The sequence below is a fragment of the Pseudomonas sp. 37 R 15 genome (genome assembly GCF_900004865.1).
GTDB classification, from domain to species: Bacteria; Pseudomonadota; Gammaproteobacteria; order Pseudomonadales; family Pseudomonadaceae; genus Aquipseudomonas; species Aquipseudomonas fluorescens_AM.
In genome coordinates, this window is the sequence record NZ_CVTV01000049.1 from 479,818 (window position 1) to 502,041 (window position 22,224).

General features: G+C 61.6%; 21 protein-coding genes. 18 read left to right on the forward strand and 3 right to left on the reverse strand.

Going from position 1 to position 22,224, the window contains the following annotated elements:
• Window positions 1-36 precede the first annotated feature (36 nt).
• The 15 genes from BFQ04_RS17555 (at window position 37) to BFQ04_RS17630 (ending at window position 15,706) form a co-directional block, all read left to right on the forward strand.
• On the forward strand, window positions 37-1,659 hold the full coding sequence (locus BFQ04_RS17555) for a methyl-accepting chemotaxis protein (RefSeq protein ID WP_065951896.1): 1,623 nt from the start codon (window positions 37-39) through the stop codon (window positions 1,657-1,659).
• Window positions 1,659-2,171 carry a chemotaxis protein CheW gene (locus BFQ04_RS17560; protein WP_065951897.1) on the forward strand — a complete coding sequence of 171 codons (513 nt, stop codon included), beginning with the start codon at window positions 1,659-1,661 and terminating at the stop codon, window positions 2,169-2,171. Before BFQ04_RS17555 ends, BFQ04_RS17560 begins: the two co-directional genes overlap by 1 nt.
• On the forward strand, window positions 2,168-3,427 hold the full coding sequence (locus tag BFQ04_RS17565; RefSeq protein WP_065951898.1) for a CheR family methyltransferase: 1,260 nt from the start codon (window positions 2,168-2,170) through the stop codon (window positions 3,425-3,427). Before BFQ04_RS17560 ends, BFQ04_RS17565 begins: the two co-directional genes overlap by 4 nt.
• Complete coding sequence (locus tag BFQ04_RS17570) at window positions 3,424-4,125, forward strand: chemotaxis protein CheW (protein WP_065951899.1); 702 nt, start codon at window positions 3,424-3,426, stop codon at window positions 4,123-4,125. The genes BFQ04_RS17565 and BFQ04_RS17570 overlap by 4 nt, the downstream gene beginning before the upstream one ends.
• Window positions 4,122-6,395: a hybrid sensor histidine kinase/response regulator gene (locus BFQ04_RS17575; RefSeq protein ID WP_065951900.1), complete on the forward strand. Its 2,274-nt coding sequence runs from the start codon at window positions 4,122-4,124 to the stop codon at window positions 6,393-6,395. Before BFQ04_RS17570 ends, BFQ04_RS17575 begins: the two co-directional genes overlap by 4 nt.
• Window positions 6,392-7,399, forward strand: coding sequence for a chemotaxis response regulator protein-glutamate methylesterase (locus BFQ04_RS17580; RefSeq protein ID WP_065951901.1), 1,008 nt, complete (start codon window positions 6,392-6,394; stop codon window positions 7,397-7,399). Before BFQ04_RS17575 ends, BFQ04_RS17580 begins: the two co-directional genes overlap by 4 nt.
• A 52-nt stretch (window positions 7,400-7,451) precedes the next feature.
• Complete coding sequence (locus tag BFQ04_RS17585; protein ID WP_065891946.1) at window positions 7,452-8,453, forward strand: response regulator; 1,002 nt, start codon at window positions 7,452-7,454, stop codon at window positions 8,451-8,453.
• Window positions 8,454-8,694: 241 nt separating this feature from the next.
• Window positions 8,695-9,790 (forward strand): peptide chain release factor 2 gene (prfB, locus tag BFQ04_RS17595; RefSeq protein WP_100226016.1). Its coding sequence is split into 2 segments (ribosomal slippage): window positions 8,695-8,766 and window positions 8,768-9,790, totalling 1,095 coding nucleotides; the frame shifts between segments, so codons are not numbered across the junction.
• Window positions 9,791-9,886: 96 nt separating this feature from the next.
• The gene (gene lysS, locus BFQ04_RS17600) at window positions 9,887-11,389 is read left to right on the forward strand and encodes a lysine--tRNA ligase (protein WP_065951902.1); all 1,503 of its coding nucleotides are present in this window, start codon (window positions 9,887-9,889) and stop codon (window positions 11,387-11,389) included.
• Between the two features lie 114 nt (window positions 11,390-11,503).
• A complete protein-coding gene (locus BFQ04_RS17605; RefSeq protein ID WP_065951903.1) occupies window positions 11,504-12,208 on the forward strand; it encodes a TetR/AcrR family transcriptional regulator in 705 nt (234 codons plus the stop codon).
• Window positions 12,209-12,243: 35 nt separating this feature from the next.
• Window positions 12,244-13,521 (forward strand): flavohemoglobin expression-modulating QEGLA motif protein, encoded by a 1,278-nt coding sequence (locus BFQ04_RS17610; RefSeq protein WP_057723241.1) that lies wholly within the window; start codon window positions 12,244-12,246, stop codon window positions 13,519-13,521.
• Window positions 13,522-13,588: 67 nt separating this feature from the next.
• Entirely contained in the window at window positions 13,589-14,494 is a 906-nt protein-coding gene (locus BFQ04_RS17615; protein ID WP_065951904.1) for an alpha/beta hydrolase, read from the forward strand.
• Complete coding sequence (locus BFQ04_RS17620; protein ID WP_065951905.1) at window positions 14,491-14,817, forward strand: hypothetical protein; 327 nt, start codon at window positions 14,491-14,493, stop codon at window positions 14,815-14,817. Before BFQ04_RS17615 ends, BFQ04_RS17620 begins: the two co-directional genes overlap by 4 nt.
• Window positions 14,818-14,984: 167 nt before the next feature.
• Entirely contained in the window at window positions 14,985-15,368 is a 384-nt protein-coding gene (locus tag BFQ04_RS17625; RefSeq protein ID WP_175413292.1) for a hypothetical protein, read from the forward strand.
• A 143-nt stretch (window positions 15,369-15,511) separates the two neighbouring features.
• Window positions 15,512-15,706, forward strand: a complete 195-nt coding sequence (locus BFQ04_RS17630; RefSeq protein ID WP_065951906.1) for a hypothetical protein — start codon at window positions 15,512-15,514, stop codon at window positions 15,704-15,706.
• A 28-nt stretch (window positions 15,707-15,734) separates the two neighbouring features.
• Here the strand turns inward: BFQ04_RS17630 and BFQ04_RS17635 are convergent, their stop codons facing one another.
• The 3 genes from BFQ04_RS17635 to BFQ04_RS17645 form a co-directional block, all read right to left on the reverse strand.
• Window positions 15,735-16,520 carry an OmpA family protein gene (locus BFQ04_RS17635; protein WP_065951907.1) on the reverse strand — a complete coding sequence of 262 codons (786 nt, stop codon included), beginning with the start codon at window positions 16,518-16,520 and terminating at the stop codon, window positions 15,735-15,737.
• 56 nt (window positions 16,521-16,576) lie between these two features.
• Window positions 16,577-17,002, reverse strand: coding sequence for a DUF4398 domain-containing protein (locus tag BFQ04_RS17640; protein ID WP_065886057.1), 426 nt, complete (start codon window positions 17,000-17,002; stop codon window positions 16,577-16,579).
• Between the two features lie 281 nt (window positions 17,003-17,283).
• The gene (locus BFQ04_RS17645) at window positions 17,284-17,628 is read right to left on the reverse strand and encodes a pilin assembly protein (protein ID WP_065951908.1); all 345 of its coding nucleotides are present in this window, start codon (window positions 17,626-17,628) and stop codon (window positions 17,284-17,286) included.
• A 163-nt stretch (window positions 17,629-17,791) separates the two neighbouring features.
• On the opposite strand from BFQ04_RS17645, the gene ppc reads away from it, so the two are divergent.
• The 3 genes from ppc to tsaB all read left to right on the forward strand — a co-directional run bounded on the left by ppc (window position 17,792) and on the right by tsaB (window position 22,123).
• Complete coding sequence (gene ppc / locus BFQ04_RS17650) at window positions 17,792-20,419, forward strand: phosphoenolpyruvate carboxylase (RefSeq protein WP_065951909.1); 2,628 nt, start codon at window positions 17,792-17,794, stop codon at window positions 20,417-20,419.
• Between the two features lie 280 nt (window positions 20,420-20,699).
• The gene (adk, locus tag BFQ04_RS17655; RefSeq protein WP_003172225.1) at window positions 20,700-21,347 is read left to right on the forward strand and encodes an adenylate kinase; all 648 of its coding nucleotides are present in this window, start codon (window positions 20,700-20,702) and stop codon (window positions 21,345-21,347) included.
• A gap of 89 nt (window positions 21,348-21,436) precedes the next feature.
• On the forward strand, window positions 21,437-22,123 hold the full coding sequence (tsaB, locus tag BFQ04_RS17660; RefSeq protein WP_065951910.1) for a tRNA (adenosine(37)-N6)-threonylcarbamoyltransferase complex dimerization subunit type 1 TsaB: 687 nt from the start codon (window positions 21,437-21,439) through the stop codon (window positions 22,121-22,123).
• The last annotated feature ends 101 nt before the right edge of the window (window positions 22,124-22,224 follow it).

Consider the following 22,224-nt stretch of genomic DNA (forward strand, 5'->3'; position numbering starts at 1 on the left):
CTCCCCTCCATTTGAATGGATCTGCGAGGAATTACTGTGAAGAACTGGACCCTGCGCCAACGGATTTTGGCGAGCTTTGCGGTAATTATCGCGATCATGCTGCTGATGGTCGTGCTCTCGTATTCGCGCCTGTTGAAAATCGAAACCAGTGAGAGCTCCGTGCGCGATGACGCGGTGCCTGGCGTGTTTTTCAGCTCGATGATTCGCAGCGCCTGGGTCGACAGCTACCTGCAAACTCAGGAATTGGTGGGCATCCACAAAAACCAGGGCATTTCCGAGGAGGACAAGCAGGACTACAAGTCTTTCGAGGCACGCCTTGAGAAATACATGGCCGACTACGCCCAGACGATCAACTTCACTCAGGATCGCAGCGATTTCGACGCCTTCGAAAAAATCCACCAGCGCTACAACCAGATCCTCGCCCAAGTGCTCCAGGCGCAGCAGAGCAACAACGCCGTGGAGGCCCTCAGGCTGTTCAACGAGCAACTGACGCCCGCCTGGGTCGCAGGCCGCGCGAAGCTCAATGACATCATCCAGCAGAACAAACAAGTTGCCGACGAGGCCACCGCCGCCATCGATGATGCCGTCGAGGCCGCGAAGATCAGCATGGGCGTCTCGCTGCTGCTGGCGGTGCTGGCCGCCGCGCTGTGTGGTCTGCTGTTGATGCGCGCAATCATGGCGCCGATGAAACGCATCGTCGATATCCTCGAAACCATGCGCACGGGCGACCTGAGCAAGCGCCTGAACCTGGAGCGCAATGACGAATTCAATATGGTCGAAACCGGCTTCAACGACATGATGACCGAGCTGACCGCGCTGGTCTCCCAGGCGCAGCGTTCGTCGGTGCAGGTCACCACCTCGGTGACCGAGATTGCCGCCACCTCCAAGCAGCAACAGGCCACGGCCACCGAAACCGCCGCCACCACCACTGAAATCGGCGCCACATCGCGTGAAATCGCCGCGACCTCCAAGGACCTGGTGCGCACCATGACCGAAGTGTCGACCGCCGCCGACCAGGCTTCGGTTGCCGCCGGTTCCGGTCAACAAGGCCTGGCACGCATGGAAGAAACCATGCATTCGGTGATGGGCGCCGCCGACTTGGTCAACGCCAAGCTGGCGATCCTCAATGAAAAGGCCGGCAACATCAATCAGGTGGTGGTGACCATCGTCAAAGTGGCTGACCAGACCAACCTGCTGTCCCTCAACGCCGCCATCGAGGCCGAGAAAGCCGGTGAGTACGGGCGCGGTTTTGCCGTGGTCGCCACCGAAGTCCGCCGCCTGGCCGACCAGACCGCCGTCGCGACGTACGACATCGAGCAGATGGTGCGCGAGATCCAGTCGGCCGTGTCGGCGGGCGTGATGGGCATGGACAAGTTTTCCGAAGAAGTGCGCCGCGGCATGTTCGAGGTGCAGCAAGTGGGCGAGCAACTGTCGCAAATCATCCACCAGGTGCAGGCCCTCGCGCCGCGGGTGTTGATGGTCAACGAAGGCATGCAGGCCCAGGCCACCGGCGCCGAGCAGATCAACCACGCGTTGGTGCAACTGGGCGATGCCAGCAGCCAGACCGTCGAGTCCCTGCGCCAGGCCAGCTTTGCCATCGATGAACTGAGCCAGGTCGCGGTGGGTCTGCGCAGTGGCGTGTCGCGTTTCAAAGTCTGATGAGCGATTTCGCGGCTAAACGCGGCGCCGTCGCGGCAGTGAAAAAGGCGTTGTTCCTGGTGTTCCACATCGGCAGTGAGCGCTTTGCCCTCAAGGCGACTGAAGTGGTCGAGGTGCTGCCGCGCCTGCCGCTCAAGCCCATCGCCCAGGCACCTGTGTGGGTGGCGGGCATCTTTGCCCATCGCGGCGCGCTGGTGCCGGTGATCGACCTGAGCGCACTGACCTTCGGTACCGTGGCCCATGCCCGTACCAGCACGCGGCTGGTGCTGGTCAATTATCAGCCACAACCCTGGAGCCAGGCGCGGTGGCTGGGCCTGATCCTGGAGCAGGCCACCGACACCCTGCGTTGCGACCCCGCCGAGTTCCAGCCCTATGGCCTGGATAACCGCCAGGCGCCCTACCTGGGGCCGGTGCGCGAAGATGCGCTGGGCTTGATGCAATGGATCGGCGTAGCCGAGCTGTTGACCGATGACGTGCGTGCGTTGCTGTTTTCCAGCGAGTTGAGCCTATGAGCAGTGATCCGCGCTTCTCGGCCTTTCTGAAAGAACGCATCGGCCTGGACGTCGCTTCGGTGGGCGAAGCGATCATCGAGCGTGCGGTGCGCCAGCGTTGCCAGGTGTCCCAGGCGCAGACCGCGGACGCGTACTGGCAGCTTCTGCACAGCTCCCATGATGAGCAGCAGGCACTGATCGAAGCGGTGATCGTTCCCGAAACCTGGTTTTTCCGCTACCCCGAGTCCTTTGCGACCTTGGCCCGCCTGGCCCATGCACGCCTGGCCGAGATCAAGCAGATGCGCGCCTTGCGCATTCTCAGCCTGCCCTGTTCCACCGGCGAAGAACCCTATTCGATTGCCATGGCCCTGCTCGACGCCGGCCTGGCGCCGCACCAATTCAAAGTGCAAGGGATGGACGTCAGCCCGCTGTCCGTGGAGCGTGCCCGCCGCGGTGTGTACGGCAAGAACTCCTTTCGCGGCGCCGATCTTGAATTTCGCGACCGGCATTTCACTGAAGACGGCGGTGCCTACCGCATCGCCGACCGGGTGCGCGAGCAAGTGCGCCTGCACGTCGGCAACCTGCTCGACCCGGCACTGTTGGCCAACGAGCCCAGCTACGATTTTGTGTTCTGTCGCAACCTGCTGATCTATTTCGATCAGCCCACCCAGAAGCAAGTCTTCGATGTGCTCAAGGAACTGACCCACGTCGACGGCGTGCTGTTTATCGGCCCGGCCGAAGGCAGCCTGCTGGGACGCCATGGCATGCGTTCGATTGGCGTGCCGCAATCCTTTGCGTTCAGTCGGCATGTGGCGTCGGCCGCCCCGGTCCCGGTGTTTGTACCGGTGCCGGCGCCCACGCCGCCGCGCAGTGCGGCACCTGTTGCGCTCAAGCCGCGCCCGTTCAGTACGGTCAGCGCCCGGACGGCGCCGGTCAAGGCACCGCACACGGAGGCCGGCGAGTTGCTCAACCAGATCGCCACCTTGGCCAATGAGGGCAAAAGTGCCGAGGCCCGGGCTGCGTGCGAGCGCTATCTGGGCAGTCATCCGCCGGCCGCCCAGGTGTTCTACTGGCTGGGCTTGCTCAGCGATGTGGCCGGCAATGCCCCGCAAGCCCAAGGGTATTACCGTAAAGCCTTATACCTTGAGCCGCAGCATCCGCAGGCCTTGATGCACCTGGCCGCGTTGCTGGAGGCCCAGGGCGACAGTGCGGGGGCGCGTCGTTTGCAGGCGCGCGCCGCGCGTAGCGAGCGAGCTGACAGTGAGTCCAAACGATGAGTAGCCCTGACGCGCTGGACACCGCAGGCCTGGACCTGACCCTGGCCGAAACCCAAGCCATCGACGACTGCTGGAACCGCATCGGCATTCATGGCGACAAATCCTGCCCCTTGCTGGCGGACCACATCCATTGCCGTAACTGCTCGGTGTATTCGGCCGCGGCCACGCGCCTGCTCGACCGCTATGCCCTGGCGCAGGACGAGCGTCCCGCGCAAGCCGCTGGCGAGCTCGATAACCCGGTGGCCACCCGCTCCTTGCTGATGTTCCGCCTCGGCGAAGAGTGGCTTGGCATCGCTACCCGTTGCCTGGTGGAAGTCGCGCCCTTGCAACCGATCCACTCCTTGCCGCACCAGCGCTCCCGCGCATTGCTGGGCGTGGCCAACGTACGCGGCGCATTGGTGGCTTGCCTGTCGCTGGTGGAACTGCTTGGCCTGGACAGCGCCAATACCGGCGCCACCGGCGGGCGCATCATGCCGCGCATGCTGATCATAGCCGCGCAGGATGGCCCGGTGGTTGTGCCGGTGGACGAAGTGGATGGCATCCATGCCATCGATGAGCGCACCTTGAGCGCCGCGTCGGCCTCCGGTACCCAGGCCAGCGCGCGTTTCACCCAGGGCGTATTGCAGTGGAAAGGCCGCAGCCTGCGCTGGCTGGACGAGGCTCAACTGTTGTCCGCCGTGACCCGGAGCTTCGCATGACCCCCGACCAGATGCGCGATGCCTCGCTGTTGGAACTGTTCAGTCTGGAAGCCGATGCGCAGACCCAGGTGCTCAGTGCAGGCCTGCTGGCCCTGGAGCGCAACCCGACCCAGGCCGACCAGCTTGAGGCCTGCATGCGCGCTGCGCACTCGCTCAAGGGCGCGGCGCGGATTGTCGGGGTGGATGCTGGCGTCAGCGTGGCCCATGTCATGGAGGACTGCCTGGTCAGCGCCCAGGAAGCGCGCTTGTACCTGCAGCCCGAACATATCGACGCGTTGCTGCAGGGTACGGATTTGCTGATGCGCATTGCCACCCCGGGCAATGACGTCGGGACGGCGGATATCCAGGCCTATGTGGCGCTGATGGAGCGCTTGCTGGACCCGTCGCACCCCACCGCCTTGGTCGCGCCGAAACCCGAACCCGCTCCCATGCCGGTGATCGAAGCGCTGCCGCCCGAACCTGAGCCTGCGCCCGCCGTCATCAGCGAGCCGCCGCGCCAGGGCAAGCGCATGACCGAAGGCGGTGAGCGCGTACTGCGGGTCACGGCGGAGCGCTTGAACAGCCTGTTGGACCTATCCAGCAAATCGTTGGTGGAAACCCAGCGACTCAAGCCTTACCTGGCCAGCCTGCAGCGCCTCAAGCGCCTGCAAAGCAACAGCCTGCGCGCCTTGGATACCCTGGAGGGCCACCTCAAGGTCGTCGATTTGAACCTTGAGGCCCACGAAGCGTTGGCCGATACCCGACGCTTGTTGAGTGAAGCCCAGGCGCTGCTGGCGCAGAAGCACGCCGAACTGGACGAGTATGGCTGGCAGGCCGGCCAGCGGGCCCAGGTGCTTTACGACACCGCGTTGGCCTGTCGCATGCGCCCGTTTGCCGATGTGCTGGCCGGGCAGGTGCGCATGGTGCGTGACCTCGGCCGCAGCCTGGGCAAGCAAGTGCGCCTGGAGATCGAGGGCGAAAAGACTCAGGTCGACCGCGATGTGCTGGAAAAGCTCGAGGCCCCACTCACGCATTTATTACGCAATGCCGTCGACCACGGCATCGAAATGCCCGAGCAGCGGCTGCTGGCGGGCAAGCCGGCGGAAGGCTTGATTCGCCTGCGCGCGTCGCATCAAGCCGGGCTGCTGGTGCTGGAGTTGAGCGATGACGGTAACGGCGTCGACCTTGAGCGCTTGCGCGGCACCATTGTCGACCGGCACCTGTCGCCTGTGGAAACCGCGTTGCGCCTGAGCGAGGAAGAACTGCTCACGTTCCTGTTCCTGCCGGGGTTCAGCCTGCGCGACAAGGTGACCGAAGTGTCCGGTCGCGGCGTCGGCCTGGATGCCGTGCAGCATATGGTGCGTCAACTGCGCGGCGCCGTGGTGCTGGAGCAGACGGCGGGGCAGGGCAGTCGCTTTCATCTGGAGGTGCCGTTGACCTTGTCGGTGGTGCGCAGCCTGGTGGTGGAGGTCGGTGAAGAGGCCTACGGCTTCCCGCTGGCGCACATCGAACGCATGTGCGACCTGGCGCCCGAGGACATTGTGCAACTGGAAGGGCGCCAGCATTTCTGGCACGAGGGCCGACATGTCGGCCTGGTGGCCGCCAGCCAGCTGTTGCAGCGACCACCGGGGCAAACCCCTTCGGATACCTTGAAAGTGGTGGTAATCCGCGAGCGCGATGCCGTGTATGGGATCGCCGTGGAGCGCTTTATCGGTGAGCGCACCCTGGTGGTATTGCCGCTGGATGATCGCCTGGGCAAGGTCCAGGATATTTCCGCCGGCGCCTTGCTCGACGATGGCTCGGTGGTGCTGATCGTCGACGTGGAAGACATGCTGCGTTCGGTGGACAAGTTGCTCAACACCGGCCGTCTGGAACGTATCGCCCGGCGCACCCGGCAGGCCACCGAAGCACCGCGCAAGCGGGTGCTGGTGGTGGACGACTCGCTGACCGTGCGTGAGCTGCAACGCAAGTTATTACTCAATCGCGGTTATGAAGTGGCTGTTGCGGTCGATGGCATGGATGGCTGGAACGCCTTGCGTTCCGAGGATTTCGACCTGCTTATCACTGATATTGATATGCCTCGCATGGACGGTATTGAATTGGTCACACTCTTGCGCCGTGACAGTCGCCTGCAATCGTTGCCGGTGATGGTGGTTTCCTACAAAGATCGGGAAGAAGACCGACGCCGAGGCCTCGACGCCGGCGCCGACTATTATCTGGCCAAAGCCAGCTTCCACGACGACGCCTTGCTCGACGCCGTGGTTGAACTGATCGGGGGCGCCCGGGCATGAGGATTGCGATCGTCAATGACATGCCCCTGGCCGTCGAGGCGTTGCGGCGGGCCTTGAGCCTGGAACCCGCGCACGAGGTGGTATGGGTGGCCAGTAATGGCCTGGAAGCGGTGCAGCGCTGTGCCGAACGGGTGCCGGACCTGATCCTGATGGACTTGATCATGCCGGTAATGGACGGCGTGGAGGCCACGCGGCAGATCATGGCCGAGACGCCCTGCGCGATTCTGCTGGTGACTGTCGATCGCCAGGCCAATATGAGCCGGGTGTTCGAAGCCATGGGCCACGGCGCCCTGGATGTGGTGGACACTCCGGCGCTCGGCGTGGGCAACCCCAGGGATGCGGCAGCGCCGTTGTTGCGCAAGATCCTCAACATTGGCTGGCTGATCGGCCAGCGTGGCCCCCGCGTGCGCGCTGAGACCGCACCGCAGCGCAGTACCGGCAAGCGGCAACGCCTGGTGGCCATTGGTTCGTCGGCGGGTGGCCCGGCGGCCCTGGAAGTGCTGCTCAAGGCTTTGCCGCGTGACTTTCCCGCCGCCATCGTGCTGGTCCAGCATGTGGACCAGGTGTTCGCCGCCGGCATGGCCGAGTGGTTGAGCAGTGCGTCCGGCCTGCCGGTGCGCCTGGCGCGAGAGGGTGAGCCACCGCAGAGCGGCGTGGTCTTGCTGGCCGGCACCAACCACCATATTCGCTTGTTGAAAAATGGCACGCTAGCCTATACCGCAGAGCCGGTGAACGAGATTTACCGGCCGTCCATCGACGTGTTTTTCGAAAGTGTCGCCAGCTATTGGATCGGTGACGCCGTCGGCGTACTGCTGACCGGCATGGGGCGCGACGGGGCCCAGGGCCTCAAGTTGATGCGCGAACAAGGATATTTGACCATCGCCCAGGACCAGTTGAGTTCGGCGGTGTATGGGATGCCCAAAGCGGCGGCGGCGATTGACGCCGCTGTTGAAATTCGCCCACTGGATAGAATTGCGCCGCGATTGCTGGAGGTCTTTGCATGATCGAACATCTCCGGCCGTGCTGGTTTGCAGGCAGTAATTCAGGTGACTGCTCATGAATGATTTACAGCTCGACGACTTCAAGACCGACGAAAACGCCGCCATGGTGCTGCTGGTCGACGACCAGGCCATGATCGGCGAAGCCGTGCGGCGCGGCCTGGCCCATGAAGAAAACATCGATTTCCACTTTTGCGCCGACCCGCACCAGGCGATCGCCCAGGCGATTCGCATCAAGCCGACCGTGATCCTGCAGGACCTGGTCATGCCCGGCCTCGACGGCCTGACCCTGGTGCGCGAATACCGCAACCACCCGGCCACGGCGAATATCCCGATCATCGTGCTTTCCACCAAGGAAGACCCGCTGATCAAGAGCGCCGCCTTTGCCGCCGGGGCCAACGATTACCTGGTCAAGCTGCCGGACAATATCGAACTGGTGGCGCGCATTCGCTATCACTCGCGCTCCTACATGACCCTGTTGCAGCGCGACGCGGCTTACCGTGCGCTGCGGGTCAGCCAGCAACAGTTGCTGGACACCAACCTGGTGCTGCAACGGCTGATGAACTCCGATGGCCTGACGGGGCTGTCCAATCGCCGTCACTTCGACGAATACCTGGAACTGGAATGGCGCCGTGCCATGCGCGACCAGACCCAGCTCTCCTTGCTGATGATCGATGTGGACTTCTTCAAGACCTACAACGACAGCTTTGGCCACGTCGAGGGTGACGAAGCCTTGCGCAAAGTCGCCAACACCATCCGCGAAGCCAGCAGCCGTCCCTCGGACCTGCCGGCACGCTATGGCGGCGAAGAGTTCGCGCTGGTGCTGCCCAACACCTCGCCGGGCGGTGCGCGGCTGGTGGCGGAAAAACTGCGCATGGCGGTGGCCGCCCTGAAAATCCCGCATATCGCGCCGGCGGAAGGGTCGAGCCTGACCATCAGCATTGGGTTGTCGACGTTGACACCCGTACAGGGCACCGATTGTCGGCAGTTGATCATGGCGGCGGACAAGGGACTGTATATGGCCAAGCATAATGGGCGTAATCAGGTGGGTATCGAATAATTCAAGGCCGGCGCAAAGCCAAATGTGGGAGGGGGGCTTGCCCCCGATAGCGGTGTGTCAGTCACAACTTCATTGGCAGACAGACTGCCATCGGGGGCAAGCCCCCTCCCACATTTGGCTCTTCGTCGGTCTTGGGATTGTGTACAAACCTCTGCCTTTTCGGCCGGGTGGACTGCCGTTTCCAGGCGTTTGCCGTTATACTCGCCGGCTTTCAAAAGTTCGCCAACGAGTGCTGCCCGCCATGGAAATCAACCCGATCCTTAACACCATCAAGGACCTGTCCGAGCGCTCCGAAACTATTCGGGGGTATCTTTGACTACGATCAAAAGCATGAGCGTCTGACCGAAGTCAATCGCGAGCTTGAAGATCCGAGTGTCTGGAACAAACCCGAGTACGCCCAGGAACTGGGGCGCGAGCGCGCTGCGCTGGCGCAGATCGTCGACACCCTTGACGAACTGAACACCGGCCTGGCCGATTGCCGTGACCTGCTGGACATGGCCGTCGAAGAAGATGACGAAGGCGCAGTGGGCGATGTTGTCGCCGAGCTTGCCCGTCTCGAGGAAAACCTCGCCAAGCTTGAATTCCGCCGCATGTTCAGCCATGAAATGGACCCGAACAACGCCTACCTGGATATCCAGGCCGGTTCCGGTGGCACCGAGGCCCAGGACTGGGCCAATATCCTGCTGCGCATGTACCTGCGCTGGGCCGACAAGCGCGGTTTCGACGCAACCATCATGGAGCTGTCCGCCGGTGAAGTCGCCGGTATCAAGGGCGCGACCGTGCACATCAAGGGCGAATACGCCTTTGGCTGGTTGCGTACCGAGATCGGCGTGCACCGTCTGGTGCGCAAGAGCCCGTTCGACTCCGGCAACCGTCGCCATACTTCCTTCTCGGCGGTGTTCGTCTCCCCGGAGATCGACGACAAGGTGGAAATCGAGATCAACCCGGCCGACCTGCGCATCGACACTTACCGCTCCTCCGGCGCCGGTGGCCAGCACGTAAACACCACCGACTCGGCCGTACGTATCACCCACGTACCGACCAACACCGTGGTCAGCTGCCAGAACGAGCGCTCCCAGCACGCCAACAAGGACACCGCCATGAAAATGTTGCGGGCCAAGTTGTACGAGCAGGAAATGCAGAAGCGCAACGCTGCGTCCCAGGCGCTGGAAGACACCAAGTCGGACATCGGCTGGGGCCACCAGATCCGTTCTTACGTGCTCGATGCGTCGCGGATCAAGGATTTGCGCACTAACATCGAACGCAGCGACTGCGACAAGGTGCTCGACGGTGATATCGACGAATACCTGGAAGCCAGCCTGAAGTCCGGCCTGTAACACCCTCTGTGGGAGCGGGGGGGACGTCTAGTCCTTGCCCTGCGATCCCCAGGCCGCAGGCCTGGGGGCAACGAACCTTGATGGAAAATTTAAGACATGAGCGACCAACAACTCGACCCGCAAGCCCTGCAACAGGAAGAAAACTCCCTGATCGCCCTGCGCAAGGAAAAGCTTGCTGCCGAGCGCGCCAAGGGTAACGCCTTCCCCAACGACTTCCGCCGCGACAATTACTGCGATGCCCTGCAGAAACAGTACGCGGACAAGACCAAGGAAGAGCTGGCAGAAGCGGCGATCCCGGTCAAGGTGGCGGGTCGCATCATGCTCAACCGTGGCTCGTTCATGGTGATCCAGGACATGACCGGGCGCATCCAGGTCTACGTCAACCGCAAGACCCTTTGCGAAGAAACCCTGGCTTCGGTGAAAACCTGGGACATGGGCGACATCATCGCAGCCGAAGGCACCCTGGCCCGTTCCGGCAAGGGTGACCTGTACGTCGAGATGACCAGCGTGCGTCTGCTGACCAAGTCCCTGCGCCCGCTGCCGGACAAGCACCACGGCCTCACCGACACCGAGCAGCGCTACCGCCAACGCTATGTTGACCTGATCGTCAACGAAGACGTGCGCCAGACCTTCCGCGTGCGTTCGCAGGTCATCGCCCACATCCGCAGCTTCCTGGCCCAGCGTGATTTCCTCGAAGTGGAAACGCCGATGCTGCAAACCATCCCGGGTGGCGCTGCGGCCAAGCCGTTCGAAACCCACCACAATGCGCTGGACCTGCCAATGTTCCTGCGGATCGCGCCGGAGCTGTACCTCAAGCGCCTGGTGGTCGGCGGTTTCGAGAAGGTGTTCGAGATCAACCGCAACTTCCGTAACGAAGGCGTCTCGACCCGGCACAACCCTGAATTCACCATGTTGGAGTTCTACCAGGCCTACGCCGACTACGAAGACAACATGGACCTGACCGAAGAACTGTTCCGCGAACTGGCGCAGCTGGTGCTGGGCAGCACCGACGTGCCATACGGCGACAAGGTGTTCCACTTCGGCGAGCCGTTCGTGCGCCTGTCGGTGTTCGACTCGATCCTCAAGTACAACCCTGAGTTGACCGCTGACGATCTGAACGACATTGACAAGGCCCGCGCCATCGCCAAAAAAGCCGGCGCCAAGGTGCTGGGCTTCGAAGGCCTGGGCAAACTGCAGGTGATGATTTTCGAAGAGCTGGTCGAGCACAAGCTGGAACAGCCGCACTTCATTACCCAGTACCCGTTCGAAGTGTCGCCGCTGGCGCGTCGTAACGACGACAACCCGAACGTTACCGACCGTTTCGAGCTGTTCATTGGCGGCCGTGAAATCGCCAACGCCTATTCCGAGCTTAACGACGCGGAAGATCAGGCCGAGCGCTTCATGGCGCAGGTGGCCGACAAGGACGCCGGCGATGATGAAGCCATGCACTACGATGCCGACTTCGTACGTGCCCTGGAATACGGCATGCCGCCCACCGCCGGTGAAGGTATCGGCATCGACCGCCTGGTGATGCTGCTCACCAACTCGCCGTCGATTCGCGATGTGATCTTGTTCCCGCACATGCGGCCACAAGCATAAAAAGCAGCCGCCTTCCTAGTAAGGCGGCTTTTTTTTGACTCAAGGGCGCAAGCGTCAAGCCGCAAGCTGCAAGCTTTCCGTGTCCGCCTTAACTTGTCGCTTGGAGCTTGAAGCTTGCAACTTTATTCCCCTTCTTCCGTTGCTGCCTCTGTGGCCGATAGCGTCCAGTACCAGGGCCGCAAGGCCAGCCGCCGGGGCAGCGAACAACGCCGGCAAGACATTCTCGATGCGGCCATGCGCATCGTGGTACGCGACGGGGTACGTGCGGTACGTCACCGGGCCGTGGCGGCGGAGGCCGGCGTGCCGTTGTCGGCCACCACCTACTACTTCAAAGACATCGATGACCTGCTCACCGACACCTTCGCCCAATACGTCGAACGCAGCGCCGCGTTCATGGGCAAACTGTGGGTGCGCAACGAAGGCCTGCTGCGCGAGATGGTCGCCTATGGTGATGGCAGCCCGGCGTCGCGCTCGCAGCTGGCCGATGACATTGCGCGGCTGACCGCCGACTATGTGCAGCGCCAACTGACCAACCGTCGCGAATACCTGATGGCCGAGCAGGCCTTTCGCCAGGAAGCCTTGTTGAATCCGCGCCTTGCCGAACTGGTGCGTTCCCACCAACAGATTCTGTTGCAAGGCACCGGGCAGTTTTTCCAGGTATTGGGCTCGCGCGAGCCGCAGCAGGATGCCAAGGTGTTGACGGCGATTATCAGTCGGATGGAATATCAGGGCCTGTTGGGCAGCGCAGAGCCGCTGACCGGTGACGAAATGCTGGAGATACTCAAGCGTTACATGCACTTGGTGTTGGCTTCAGTCTGATACCAGAAAGGCCACGTTCAAAGAGGAAGCACCGGGTGGACGATTACCAGCAGACGATACGCAGCTTGTCCGATCGCATTGTGCTGGCGCAAACGCCGATCCGCGTCCTCGACGCCGTGAAGTGGGACGAAAACATTCGCCAGGGCTTTCTCAAGGCCAAGGGCAAGGCCATGCCCGCCGTGGATCGCGATTACTACCTGAACCGGCCGTTGTCGTTCGATTCGAGCGCGGTCAAGCTGGAGTTCCAGAACATCGAGCGCGACATTACCCGGCGTCTCGGCCAGTTCAGCCCGGTAGGGCAGATCATGCGCCGCATGTGCCGGGAATACCGCATGGTCGTGCGGATGCTCGAAGCCCGTGGCACCGAGGACTTCGGCCTGATCTCCCAGGAACTCTACGGCGCCGCTTCCGACGCCTTCCACGCCGGCGACCCGACGCTGGCGGACCTGGGCCTGATGCTCTCGGACTATCTGAACAATATCGACGGCCGTGGCGACCTCAAGGACGAAGCCAAGACCCTGACCGCCAAGGATGCCGTCGCCTTGCTGCAAACACGCTTGAACAAGGTATTCGGCGAGGCCGAGGAGACCATCCGTGTGTTCGAATCCGATGGCATCGTCGCCGACGCAGCCGCGGGCGCCGACTACATCAAGATCCGCGCCGACGCGATGTTCAACGACCGTGACGTGCGCGCCCTGGAAGTGCACGAAGGCCTGGTGCATGTGGGCACCACCCTCAATGGCCAGAACCAGCCGATCTGCACGTTCCTGTCCAAGGGGCCGCCCTCGTCCACCGTGACTCAGGAAGGCCTGGCGATCCTGATGGAAATCATCACGTTTGCTTCCTACCCCAGCCGGCTGCGCAAACTGACCAACCGCACCCGCGCCATCCATATGGTGGAGGAGGGCGCCGACTTCCTGCAGGTGTTCGAGTTCTTCCGCGAGCAAGGCTTTGAAATGGCTGAAAGCTACGGCAACGCCAGCCGTGTGTTCCGTGGCTCGGTGCCGACCGGCCTGCCGTTTACCAAGGATTTGTCCTACCTCAAGGGCTTTATCATGGTCTACAACTACATCCAGTTGGCCGTGCGCAAGGGCAAGCTGGAACAGGTGCCGTTGTTGTTCTGCGGCAAGACCACGCTCGAAGATATGCGCACCTTGCGCCAACTGGTCGACGAAGGCCTGGTGGTGCCGCCCAAGTACCTGCCCGAGCAGTTCCGCGACATGAACGCACTGGCGGCCTGGATGTGCTTTTCCAACTTTCTCAACCATTTGAGCCTGGACCGGATCGAGGCTGACTATTCCAATATCCTTTGACCGCGCGGGAGTTCACCTGGGATCTCCCAAGCTCGCCAATTTCATCTCACTCACGAGGCTTCAACGGATGAGAATCCTCGGCATTCTGTGCCTGCTACTGACATTGAACGGCTGCAGCGCCCTGCTGTTCTACCCGGAGCCCGGCCTGCCGTTCACGCCGGAAAAAGCCCACCTGGCGTATCGCGACGTCACCCTCACCACCGCCGACGGCGTGAAACTGCACGCCTGGTGGCTGCCGGCCAAGCCTGGCGTGCCCCTCAAAGGCACTGTGCTGCACCTGCACGGCAACGGTGGCAACCTGGCGTGGCATCTGGGCGGCAGTTGGTGGTTGCCGGAGCAGGGCTACCAGGTGCTGTTGCTTGACTATCGCGGTTATGGGCTTTCGCAAGGCAAGCCGTCATTGCCGGCAATCTATCAGGACGTGGACGCTGCCTTCAGCTGGCTGGATCAGGCGCCCGAAGCCCAGGGGCAGCCGTTGGTAGTGCTTGGCCAGAGCCTGGGCGGCGCCTTGGCCGTGCATTATCTGGCCGCTCACCCCGAGCGCCAATCCCGGCTCAAGGCCCTGGTATTGGATGGTGTGCCTGCCAGTTATCGTGACGTGGGACAATTTGCCCTGAGCACATCCTGGTTAACATGGCCGTTGCAGGTGCCTCTGTCCTGGCTGGTGCCCGACGCCGACAGCGCGATCAACGCCATGCCCCAGCTCACGGGCGTTCCCAAACTGCTGTTTCACAGCCTGGATGATCCGATTGTGCCTGTGTCCAACGGCCTACGCCTGTATCAAGCCGCGCCACCGCCCAGGGTGCTGCAGCTGACGCGAGGCGGGCATGTGCAGACGTTTGCCGACAAGACCTGGCAGACCGTCATGCTGCGTTACCTGGATGACCCGCAGCATTTCAACGGCCTGCGGCGTCTGGGCGAAATTCCGAATTACCCCCTTTCTAAAGTTGACCCATCAGAGAGCCCGCAATGAGTGAAGAGCGCAACATGATCCCGCTGATTCTCACGGGGATCGGCACCATTATCGGTACGGTCGGTTGTTTGTGGTACTACGGCTACCTGCACTTCGCCAAGCCGGAAGATGCGCTGCTGCTCAGTGAATTCACGATGCTCAAGACCGTGCCGGGTGAGGACTACAAGGTTTCACTGACCCCTGCCGCGCAAGTGGCGCAGTGCGTGGAGGGCGTGCTGGTGATGTTCGATACCGACCAGAAAGGCCTGAGCGGCGTACTGGTGAACAACAAGAAACAGGCAGTGCGCTGTATCGGGCAAGAAACCCCGCAATTGCAACAATGAATGCTGCTCGCCCGTCGTGGGAAAGTGCCGCCACTCGTACGGATTATTGATTTAAAGCCGGTCAGTCATTGGGCTGGGCGGAACCATCCTGACTCATCCACCACAGATTATGGGCTGATTAGCGCTGCTGATCGGCCCATTTTATTCATTGATAGGGGTGAGCATTTATGGCAGGAATCAACGGAATGTCGGGTGCCGGAAACATGGGTGGCATGGGTGGCATGGGCGGCATGGGTGGTGCGAGCGGCGCTGGCAATAGCCAGGGAGGCTCTCAAGGCCTCGACAAGCAGATTGAAGATGTACAAAATCAGATCCAGAACCTTAAAGCGAAAGGCTCTCAAGGCAGCCAGGAAAATAGTGGTGCCGGTGGGGAGGCTCCCCTCAAGGCGTTGGAGGAGCTGCTGAAGAAGCTGCTCGCGCAGAAAGCCGACGGTGCGCAAGGCGCTCAAGGCGCTCAAGGCGCGGAAGATGGCCAAAGCGGTGGGCAGAGCGCGGGCCAGGGCCAGATCCAGCAGCCGGACTATCAAGGTTCAGGCCAAATCGGCAACTGATCAAGCTGCTGGGAAAAACCGCCTGTAGGGGCGGTTTTTTTTGTGTATCAGATGGTCAGTCGTCGGTCTTGGCAGGAATGCCTGGAACCTTATTTCGTCAGATACCACACAAAGCGTTGTCACTCACACGGTTTGAGGCGAGGATGGAATTCAAGATTCCAGTGCTGGAAAATATGCTGATCATGGCAAGGCAGCATGTGGCGATTGAACAGGAAGCTGCTCGCCGCAGCAGGCTTGATAGCCAGGTAGATAAGCAGGCGGGTGCGCAGATTCAAATGCCGGCTGATGATACCGGTCGTACCGTACAGTTCGACGAGCCCAAAAAAAACCCACCGTGAGGTGGGTTTTTTATGCCGCTTCAATCAATCAGTTAGCAACGGACGAGCGCGGCTTGACTGGCTGGTTGTCGTTGGAGATCGTCACTTCAACGCGACGGTTCATCGCACGGCCGGAGACGCTGCCGTTGTCGGCAACCGGATATTCCTTGCCGTAACCCTGGGTCACGATGCGCGAAATATCCACGCCTTGCTGGGCCAGTGCACGCTGTACGGAAGCTGCACGGCGCTCGGACAGGCTCTGGTTGTACGAGTCGGAACCGGTGCTGTCGGTGTAGCCTTCGACGATCACTTTACGGTCCGGGTTGTCGCGCAGGAACTGAGCCAGCTTGGTGATGTTGACCAGGCCGCTGGACTTCAAGTCGGACTTGTTGGTGGCAAACAGCACGTCACCGAAAGTCACCAGGGTGCCGCGATCGGTTTGCTTGGCGTTCAAGCTGTTTTGCAGTTGCTTGATCTGCGCGTCACGGGCGTCCAGCAGGGCGCGGGCACGTTCGTCGCCAGCGTTTTTCAGCTTGGATTCGGATTCACGCAGGGAAATGGTGTCTTTCGCCACTTCTACACGCTGGTTGGTCAGGTAAGCCAGTTGGTCGACTTTCTTCTCGTCTTCCTTGTCGCGGTAGGCCTTGTCTGCCTTGTCCAGCCATTCACTGGCGTCTTTGGTTTCCAGCGCTGCGAGCTTGGTAGCCTGCGGGTTGGTTTGCAGGGCCGTGAAGTTGGTCCGTGCGTTTTCCAGATTCGCGTTCGGCGGGGTGGAGCAGGCTGCCAAGGCAACGCTCATCGCCAACAGGGCAGGGATCATCAATTGTTTACGCATAGTCGTGTCGTCCTTTCAATTCGATATCAGGTGCGATGCAATCAAGGGGCAGCGGCTTACTTCTGCTGGATAGCAGCCGGGCGCATGCCTTCCTTACGCAACTCGTCAACTGCTTTCTGGGAATCCTTCACCGCTTGTTCGGCCTTGGCAGCCTGGGCTTTACGCTCAGCGACACGAGCATCCCACTCGGCTTGTTCAGCCAACATACGGGCTTTGTCGTAGTTCTTGTCGTGCATGGCGATTTCAGCTTCTTTGAGCTTGTCCTGGGCCGACTTCATTTCCACGGCTGCGAACTCGGTGCCGCCGGCGCTGACCGCGCTGTTGACCGCAGACTGGGTCACTGCGTATTGCTCGGTCGGCGGGTTACCGGCGCAACCTGCCAGAACGAAGCTGGTGCCGATTGCCAGCGCGGCCAATTTAAGCCCGCGCAGGTGGTTAAACGAGGATTTGGCAGTGCTGGTCTTCATCGTCTTCAACTCCATTGGGTAACTCCTGAAAAACATCAAAATCCATCGTGGTGTTCGTTTGCGGGCCCGGCTGCGAAGCACATGACGCCAGTTCAAACGAGCGTTCCAAGTGATGGCTTACTGGCTGTGACCGGAGGCTTTTTTCAAAAGTTCAGCGAAGATGGCGATTTGCCTAAAAAAATATCTGACTGATCGGTCAGCTTAAGAAAATTGGAACTTTCAGCACGCACAACGGTACTCCGGGCCGCTGAAAAGCCCGGAATACAAGGGTTAAATTGGAATGGAGGAAACTGTGATCAGTGCTTCTGTTCGTCAGCACCGGCTGACAAATCATGCAGATAGCGGCGTGACAGTGTCAGAAATCGCGGTGTGGGGCCGACGTCTTCATACAGCGGATCGCCTTCCTCGTCGGTGGCGATCACCTGCTGCCCTTTCACGTAAGGGAAGCTGGCTTCCAGCTCTTCAAGGGCGGCGCCGATCAGCTCGCCGAGCAGCTCTTCGGCGTGACGCTTGGGGTACATCTCGGCCAGGGCGGCCAGCCTCGCGGCGGCCTCCACATCCAGATGAATGGCGTATTCGGTTTTGGTCAGTTGACCCTTGGCGGTCTCTTCCCAATGCTGGGGCAGGTCTCGAATTTTCATGGCAACCTCAATAATGAGTGTCCAGCCACCGGTGTGGATAACGCGGCGACTTGATCTTGAGACTAGCTGCAAGCGGCAAGGTTTAAAGTGTCTTGTCAGAAACCTGCGCCGACGGCACTCTGGAACACCTGCGCGTCCCGGATTTCTGGCTGGAGATTGGCTGATGAGTGATATCGATGCACGCTTGCGTGAGGATGTTCACCTGCTGGGTGAACTGTTGGGCAACACCATTCGAGAACAGTACGGCGATGATTTTCTCGACAAGATCGAGCAGATCCGTAAAGGCGCCAAGGCTGACCGGCGCGGCGCGGGCGATGAACTCAGCGCGAGTCTGAACCCACTGCAGGAAGACGAACTGCTGCCTGTAGCCCGGGCCTTCAACCAGTTCCTCAACCTGGCCAACATTGCCGAGCAGTACCAGTTGATTCACCGGCGCGATGAATCGCAGCCGGCGCCCTTCGAGTCCCGCGTATTGCCCGAACTGTTGGCGCGCCTGCAAAGTGAAGGGCACAGCGATGAATCCCTGGCGCGCCATTTGGCGCGGCTGGAGATCGAACTGGTGCTCACCGCCCACCCCACCGAAGTCGCACGTCGCACCCTGATCCAGAAGTACGACGCGATCGCCGCGCAACTGGCGCTGCAGGATCACCGTGATCTCACCAGCGCCGAGCGCGAGCAAATCCGTGAACGTTTGCAACGATTGATCGCCGAGGCCTGGCACACCGAGGAAATCCGTCGCGTGCGGCCTACGCCGGTGGATGAAGCCAAATGGGGCTTTGCAGTCATCGAGCATTCGTTGTGGCAGGCCATCCCGAATTATTTGCGCAAGGCCGACCAGGCCTTGCATGCCGCGACCGGTCTGCACCTGCCGCTTGAGGCTGCGCCGATACGATTTGCCTCGTGGATGGGCGGCGACCGTGACGGCAACCCGAACGTCACGGCGCCGGTCACCCGTGAAGTATTGCTGCTGGCGCGCTGGATGGCGGCGGATTTGTACCTGCGCGATATCGATCAACTCGCCTCCGAGTTGTCCATGCAACGGGCCAGTGCGGCCTTGCAGGCCCAGGCGGGAGACAGCGTCGAACCCTACCGTGCGGTGCTCAAGCAGTTGCGCGAACGTCTGCGCGCCACGCGCCAGTGGGCCCATTCCTCGCTAAAGGAAAATACACCGGCACCGGCGCAGGTGTTGCAGGACAATCGCGACCTGCTCGGCCCGTTGCAGCTGTGCTATCAGTCGCTGCATGAGTGCGGGATGGGCGTGATCGCCGACGGCCCGTTGCTCGATTGCCTGCGCCGCGCCGTGACCTTTGGCCTGTTCCTGGTACGCTTGGATGTGCGCCAGGATTCCGCGCGTCACGCCTCGGCCATGAGCGAAATCACCGACTACCTTGGCCTCGGACGTTATGAGGACTGGGACGAAGAAGCGCGCATCGACTTTCTGAGCAAAGAACTGGGCAATCGTCGACCGCTGCTGCCAGGTTATTTCAAGCCGTCGCAGGACACGGCGGAAGTCTTGAACACCTGCCGGGAAATCGCCGCGGCACCGGCCGCGTCGCTGGGCTCCTATGTCATTTCCATGGCCGGTGCCGCTTCGGATGTGCTGGCGGTGCAACTGCTGCTCAAAGAGTCCGGCGTGCAGCGGCCAATGCGCGTAGTACCGCTGTTCGAGACCCTGGCCGACCTGGATAACGCCGGGCCGGTGATGGAGCGGTTGTTGCAGCTGCCGGGCTATCGCGCGCGGCTGCAAGGCCCGCAGGAAGTGATGATCGGCTATTCGGACTCGGCCAAGGACGCCGGCACCACCGCTGCCGCCTGGGCGCAGTACCGGGCGCAGGAACGCCTGGTGGACATCTGCCGTGAGCAGCAAGTGGAATTGCTGTTGTTCCACGGTCGTGGTGGCACCGTTGGCCGTGGCGGTGGCCCGGCGCATGCGGCGATTCTGTCGCAGCCGCCGGGCTCGGTGGCGGGGCGGTTCCGCACGACCGAACAAGGCGAGATGATCCGCTTCAAGTTCGGCCTGCCGGACATTGCCGAGCAGAACCTCAACCTCTACCTGGCGGCGGTGCTCGAAGCCACGCTGTTGCCACCGCCGCCGCCGGAACCGGCCTGGCGTCATTTGATGGACGAATTGGCGGCCGACGGTGTCAGCGCCTACCGCGCGGTGGTGCGGGAAAATCCGCAATTCGTCGAGTATTTCCGCCAGTCCACACCGGAGCAGGAGCTGGGCCGTTTGCCGTTGGGCAGCCGCCCGGCCAAGCGGCGTGCCGGCGGTATTGAAAGCCTGCGCGCGATTCCCTGGATCTTCGGCTGGACCCAGACCCGCTTGATGCTGCCCGCCTGGCTCGGCTGGGAAGCGGCATTGAGCAAGGCCCTGGAGCGCGGCGAGGGTGAGTTGCTTGGGCAGATGCGTGAGCAGTGGCCGTTCTTCCGCACGCGCATCGATATGCTGGAAATGGTGCTGGCCAAGGCCGACGCCGATATCGCCCGCCTCTATGATGAGCGTCTGGTGCAGCCGGACTTGCTGCCACTGGGCGCGCATTTACGCGACCTATTGTCGCAGGCCTGTGAGGTGGTGCTTGGCCTGACCGGCCAGTCGCAACTGTTGGCCCACAGTCCGGACACCCTGGAGTTCATCCGCCTGCGCAACACCTACCTCGATCCCCTGCATCTGTTGCAGGCTGAATTGCTCGCACGCTCGCGCCAACGCGAAGCGGCGCAAGACAGCCCTCTGGAACAGGCGTTGCTGGTGTCCGTCGCTGGTATTGCTGCAGGTTTGCGCAACACCGGTTGAGGTTTTTCGCGTGTTCTCAACGGCTTGCGAATGAACGGCGACGACCGCCCTGAAAAGGGCGGTCGTTGTTTGAGGGGCAGGGTTGCGCTCAGGCAAACCCGTTGGCCGACGCAGGCCTGGCGCGGGTTTCTCCTACTTTTGGCGGCTTGTGTGGCAAGGGCCTGCTGTGTATCTTGATCAGCCTTTGGCCGTTTGATCGGCCTGGAACCACATTTTTACGAGATTGGCCCCACGCGGCGAATCCGAGCGTCATCTCTATAAAAAATTGAGGAGCACATCGATGCGCGTCATTCTGCTGGGAGCTCCCGGGGCCGGTAAAGGTACTCAGGCTAAGTTCATCACTGAAAAATTCGGCATTCCACAAATCTCCACCGGCGACATGCTGCGCGCGGCCGTCAAGGCCGGCACCGAACTGGGCCTGATCGCCAAGAGCGTGATGGACAGCGGTGGCCTGGTCTCCGATGACCTGATCATCAACCTGGTCAAGGAACGCATCAGCCAGGAAGACTGCAAGAACGGTTTCCTGTTCGACGGCTTCCCGCGCACCATTCCCCAGGCTGAAGCCCTGGTCAAAGCCGGTGTCGAGTTGGACGCCGTGGTGGAAATCGCCGTTGAGGACGAAGAAATCGTCCAGCGCATTGCCGGTCGTCGCGTTCACGAAGGCTCGGGCCGCGTGTACCACGTCGTCTACAACCCGCCGAAGGTTGAAGGCAAGGACGATGTCACCGGTGAAGACCTGGTACAGCGCAAAGACGATACCGAAGAAACCGTGCGTCATCGCCTGTCGGTCTACCATTCCCAGACCAAGCCGCTGGTGGACTTCTACCAGAAGCTGTCCGCTGCCCAGGGCAAGCCGAAATACAGCCACATCCCTGGCGTCGGCTCCGTGGAGGCGATTACGGCCAAGGTGCTGCAAGCACTGAGCTGATGCGTTGATCGGCTGCATTGACAACGGCCCGCTTGCGGGCCGTTGTTGTTTATACTGGCGCACTTTTTTCGACTTGGACATCCACACCCATGAGCACCCTGCTGGCCCTGGACACCGCGACTGAAGCTTGCTCGGTTGCCTTGCTGCACGATGGCAAAGTAACCAGCCACTACGAGGTGATCCCGCGCCTGCACGCGCAGAAGCTGTTGCCGATGATCAAGCAACTGCTGGAAGACGCCGGCACCAGCCTGGCCGCCGTGGATGCCATCGCTTTCGGCCGTGGCCCCGGCGCGTTTACCGGCGTGCGCATTGCCATTGGCGTGGTGCAGGGCCTGGCGTTTGCGCTGGAGCGTCCCGTATTGCCGGTCTCCAACCTGGCGGTACTGGCCCAACGTGCGCTGCGTGAACATGGCGCCTCGCAAGTGGCGGCGGCGATCGATGCGCGGATGGATGAAGTGTATTGGGGCTGCTACCGCGAGACGGCGGGCGAGATGCGCCTGGTCGGCGTGGAAGCGGTGCAGGCACCGGAATCATCCGTACTGCCCGACGATGCGCTCGGTGATTGGTTCGGCGCTGGCACCGGTTGGGGATATGGGGCGCGGATCGGTGTCCAACTGGCTGGCCAGGACGCCACGATGCTGCCCCATGCAGAGGATTTGCTGACCTTGGCGCGCTTTGCATTCGAGCGTGGCGAGGCCATCGCGGCAGATCAGGCGGCGCCGGTGTACTTGCGCGACAAGGTCGCGCAAACCAAGGCGGAACGCGGGATTATTTGACGCCAAAGATGATGGCATTTTGAGTTAAATTTCGCCAATCGTCAGAATTCGCACCGGTTTTTAAACCTTTTACCAATTATGTGTTCTAGTTATCACCAGAG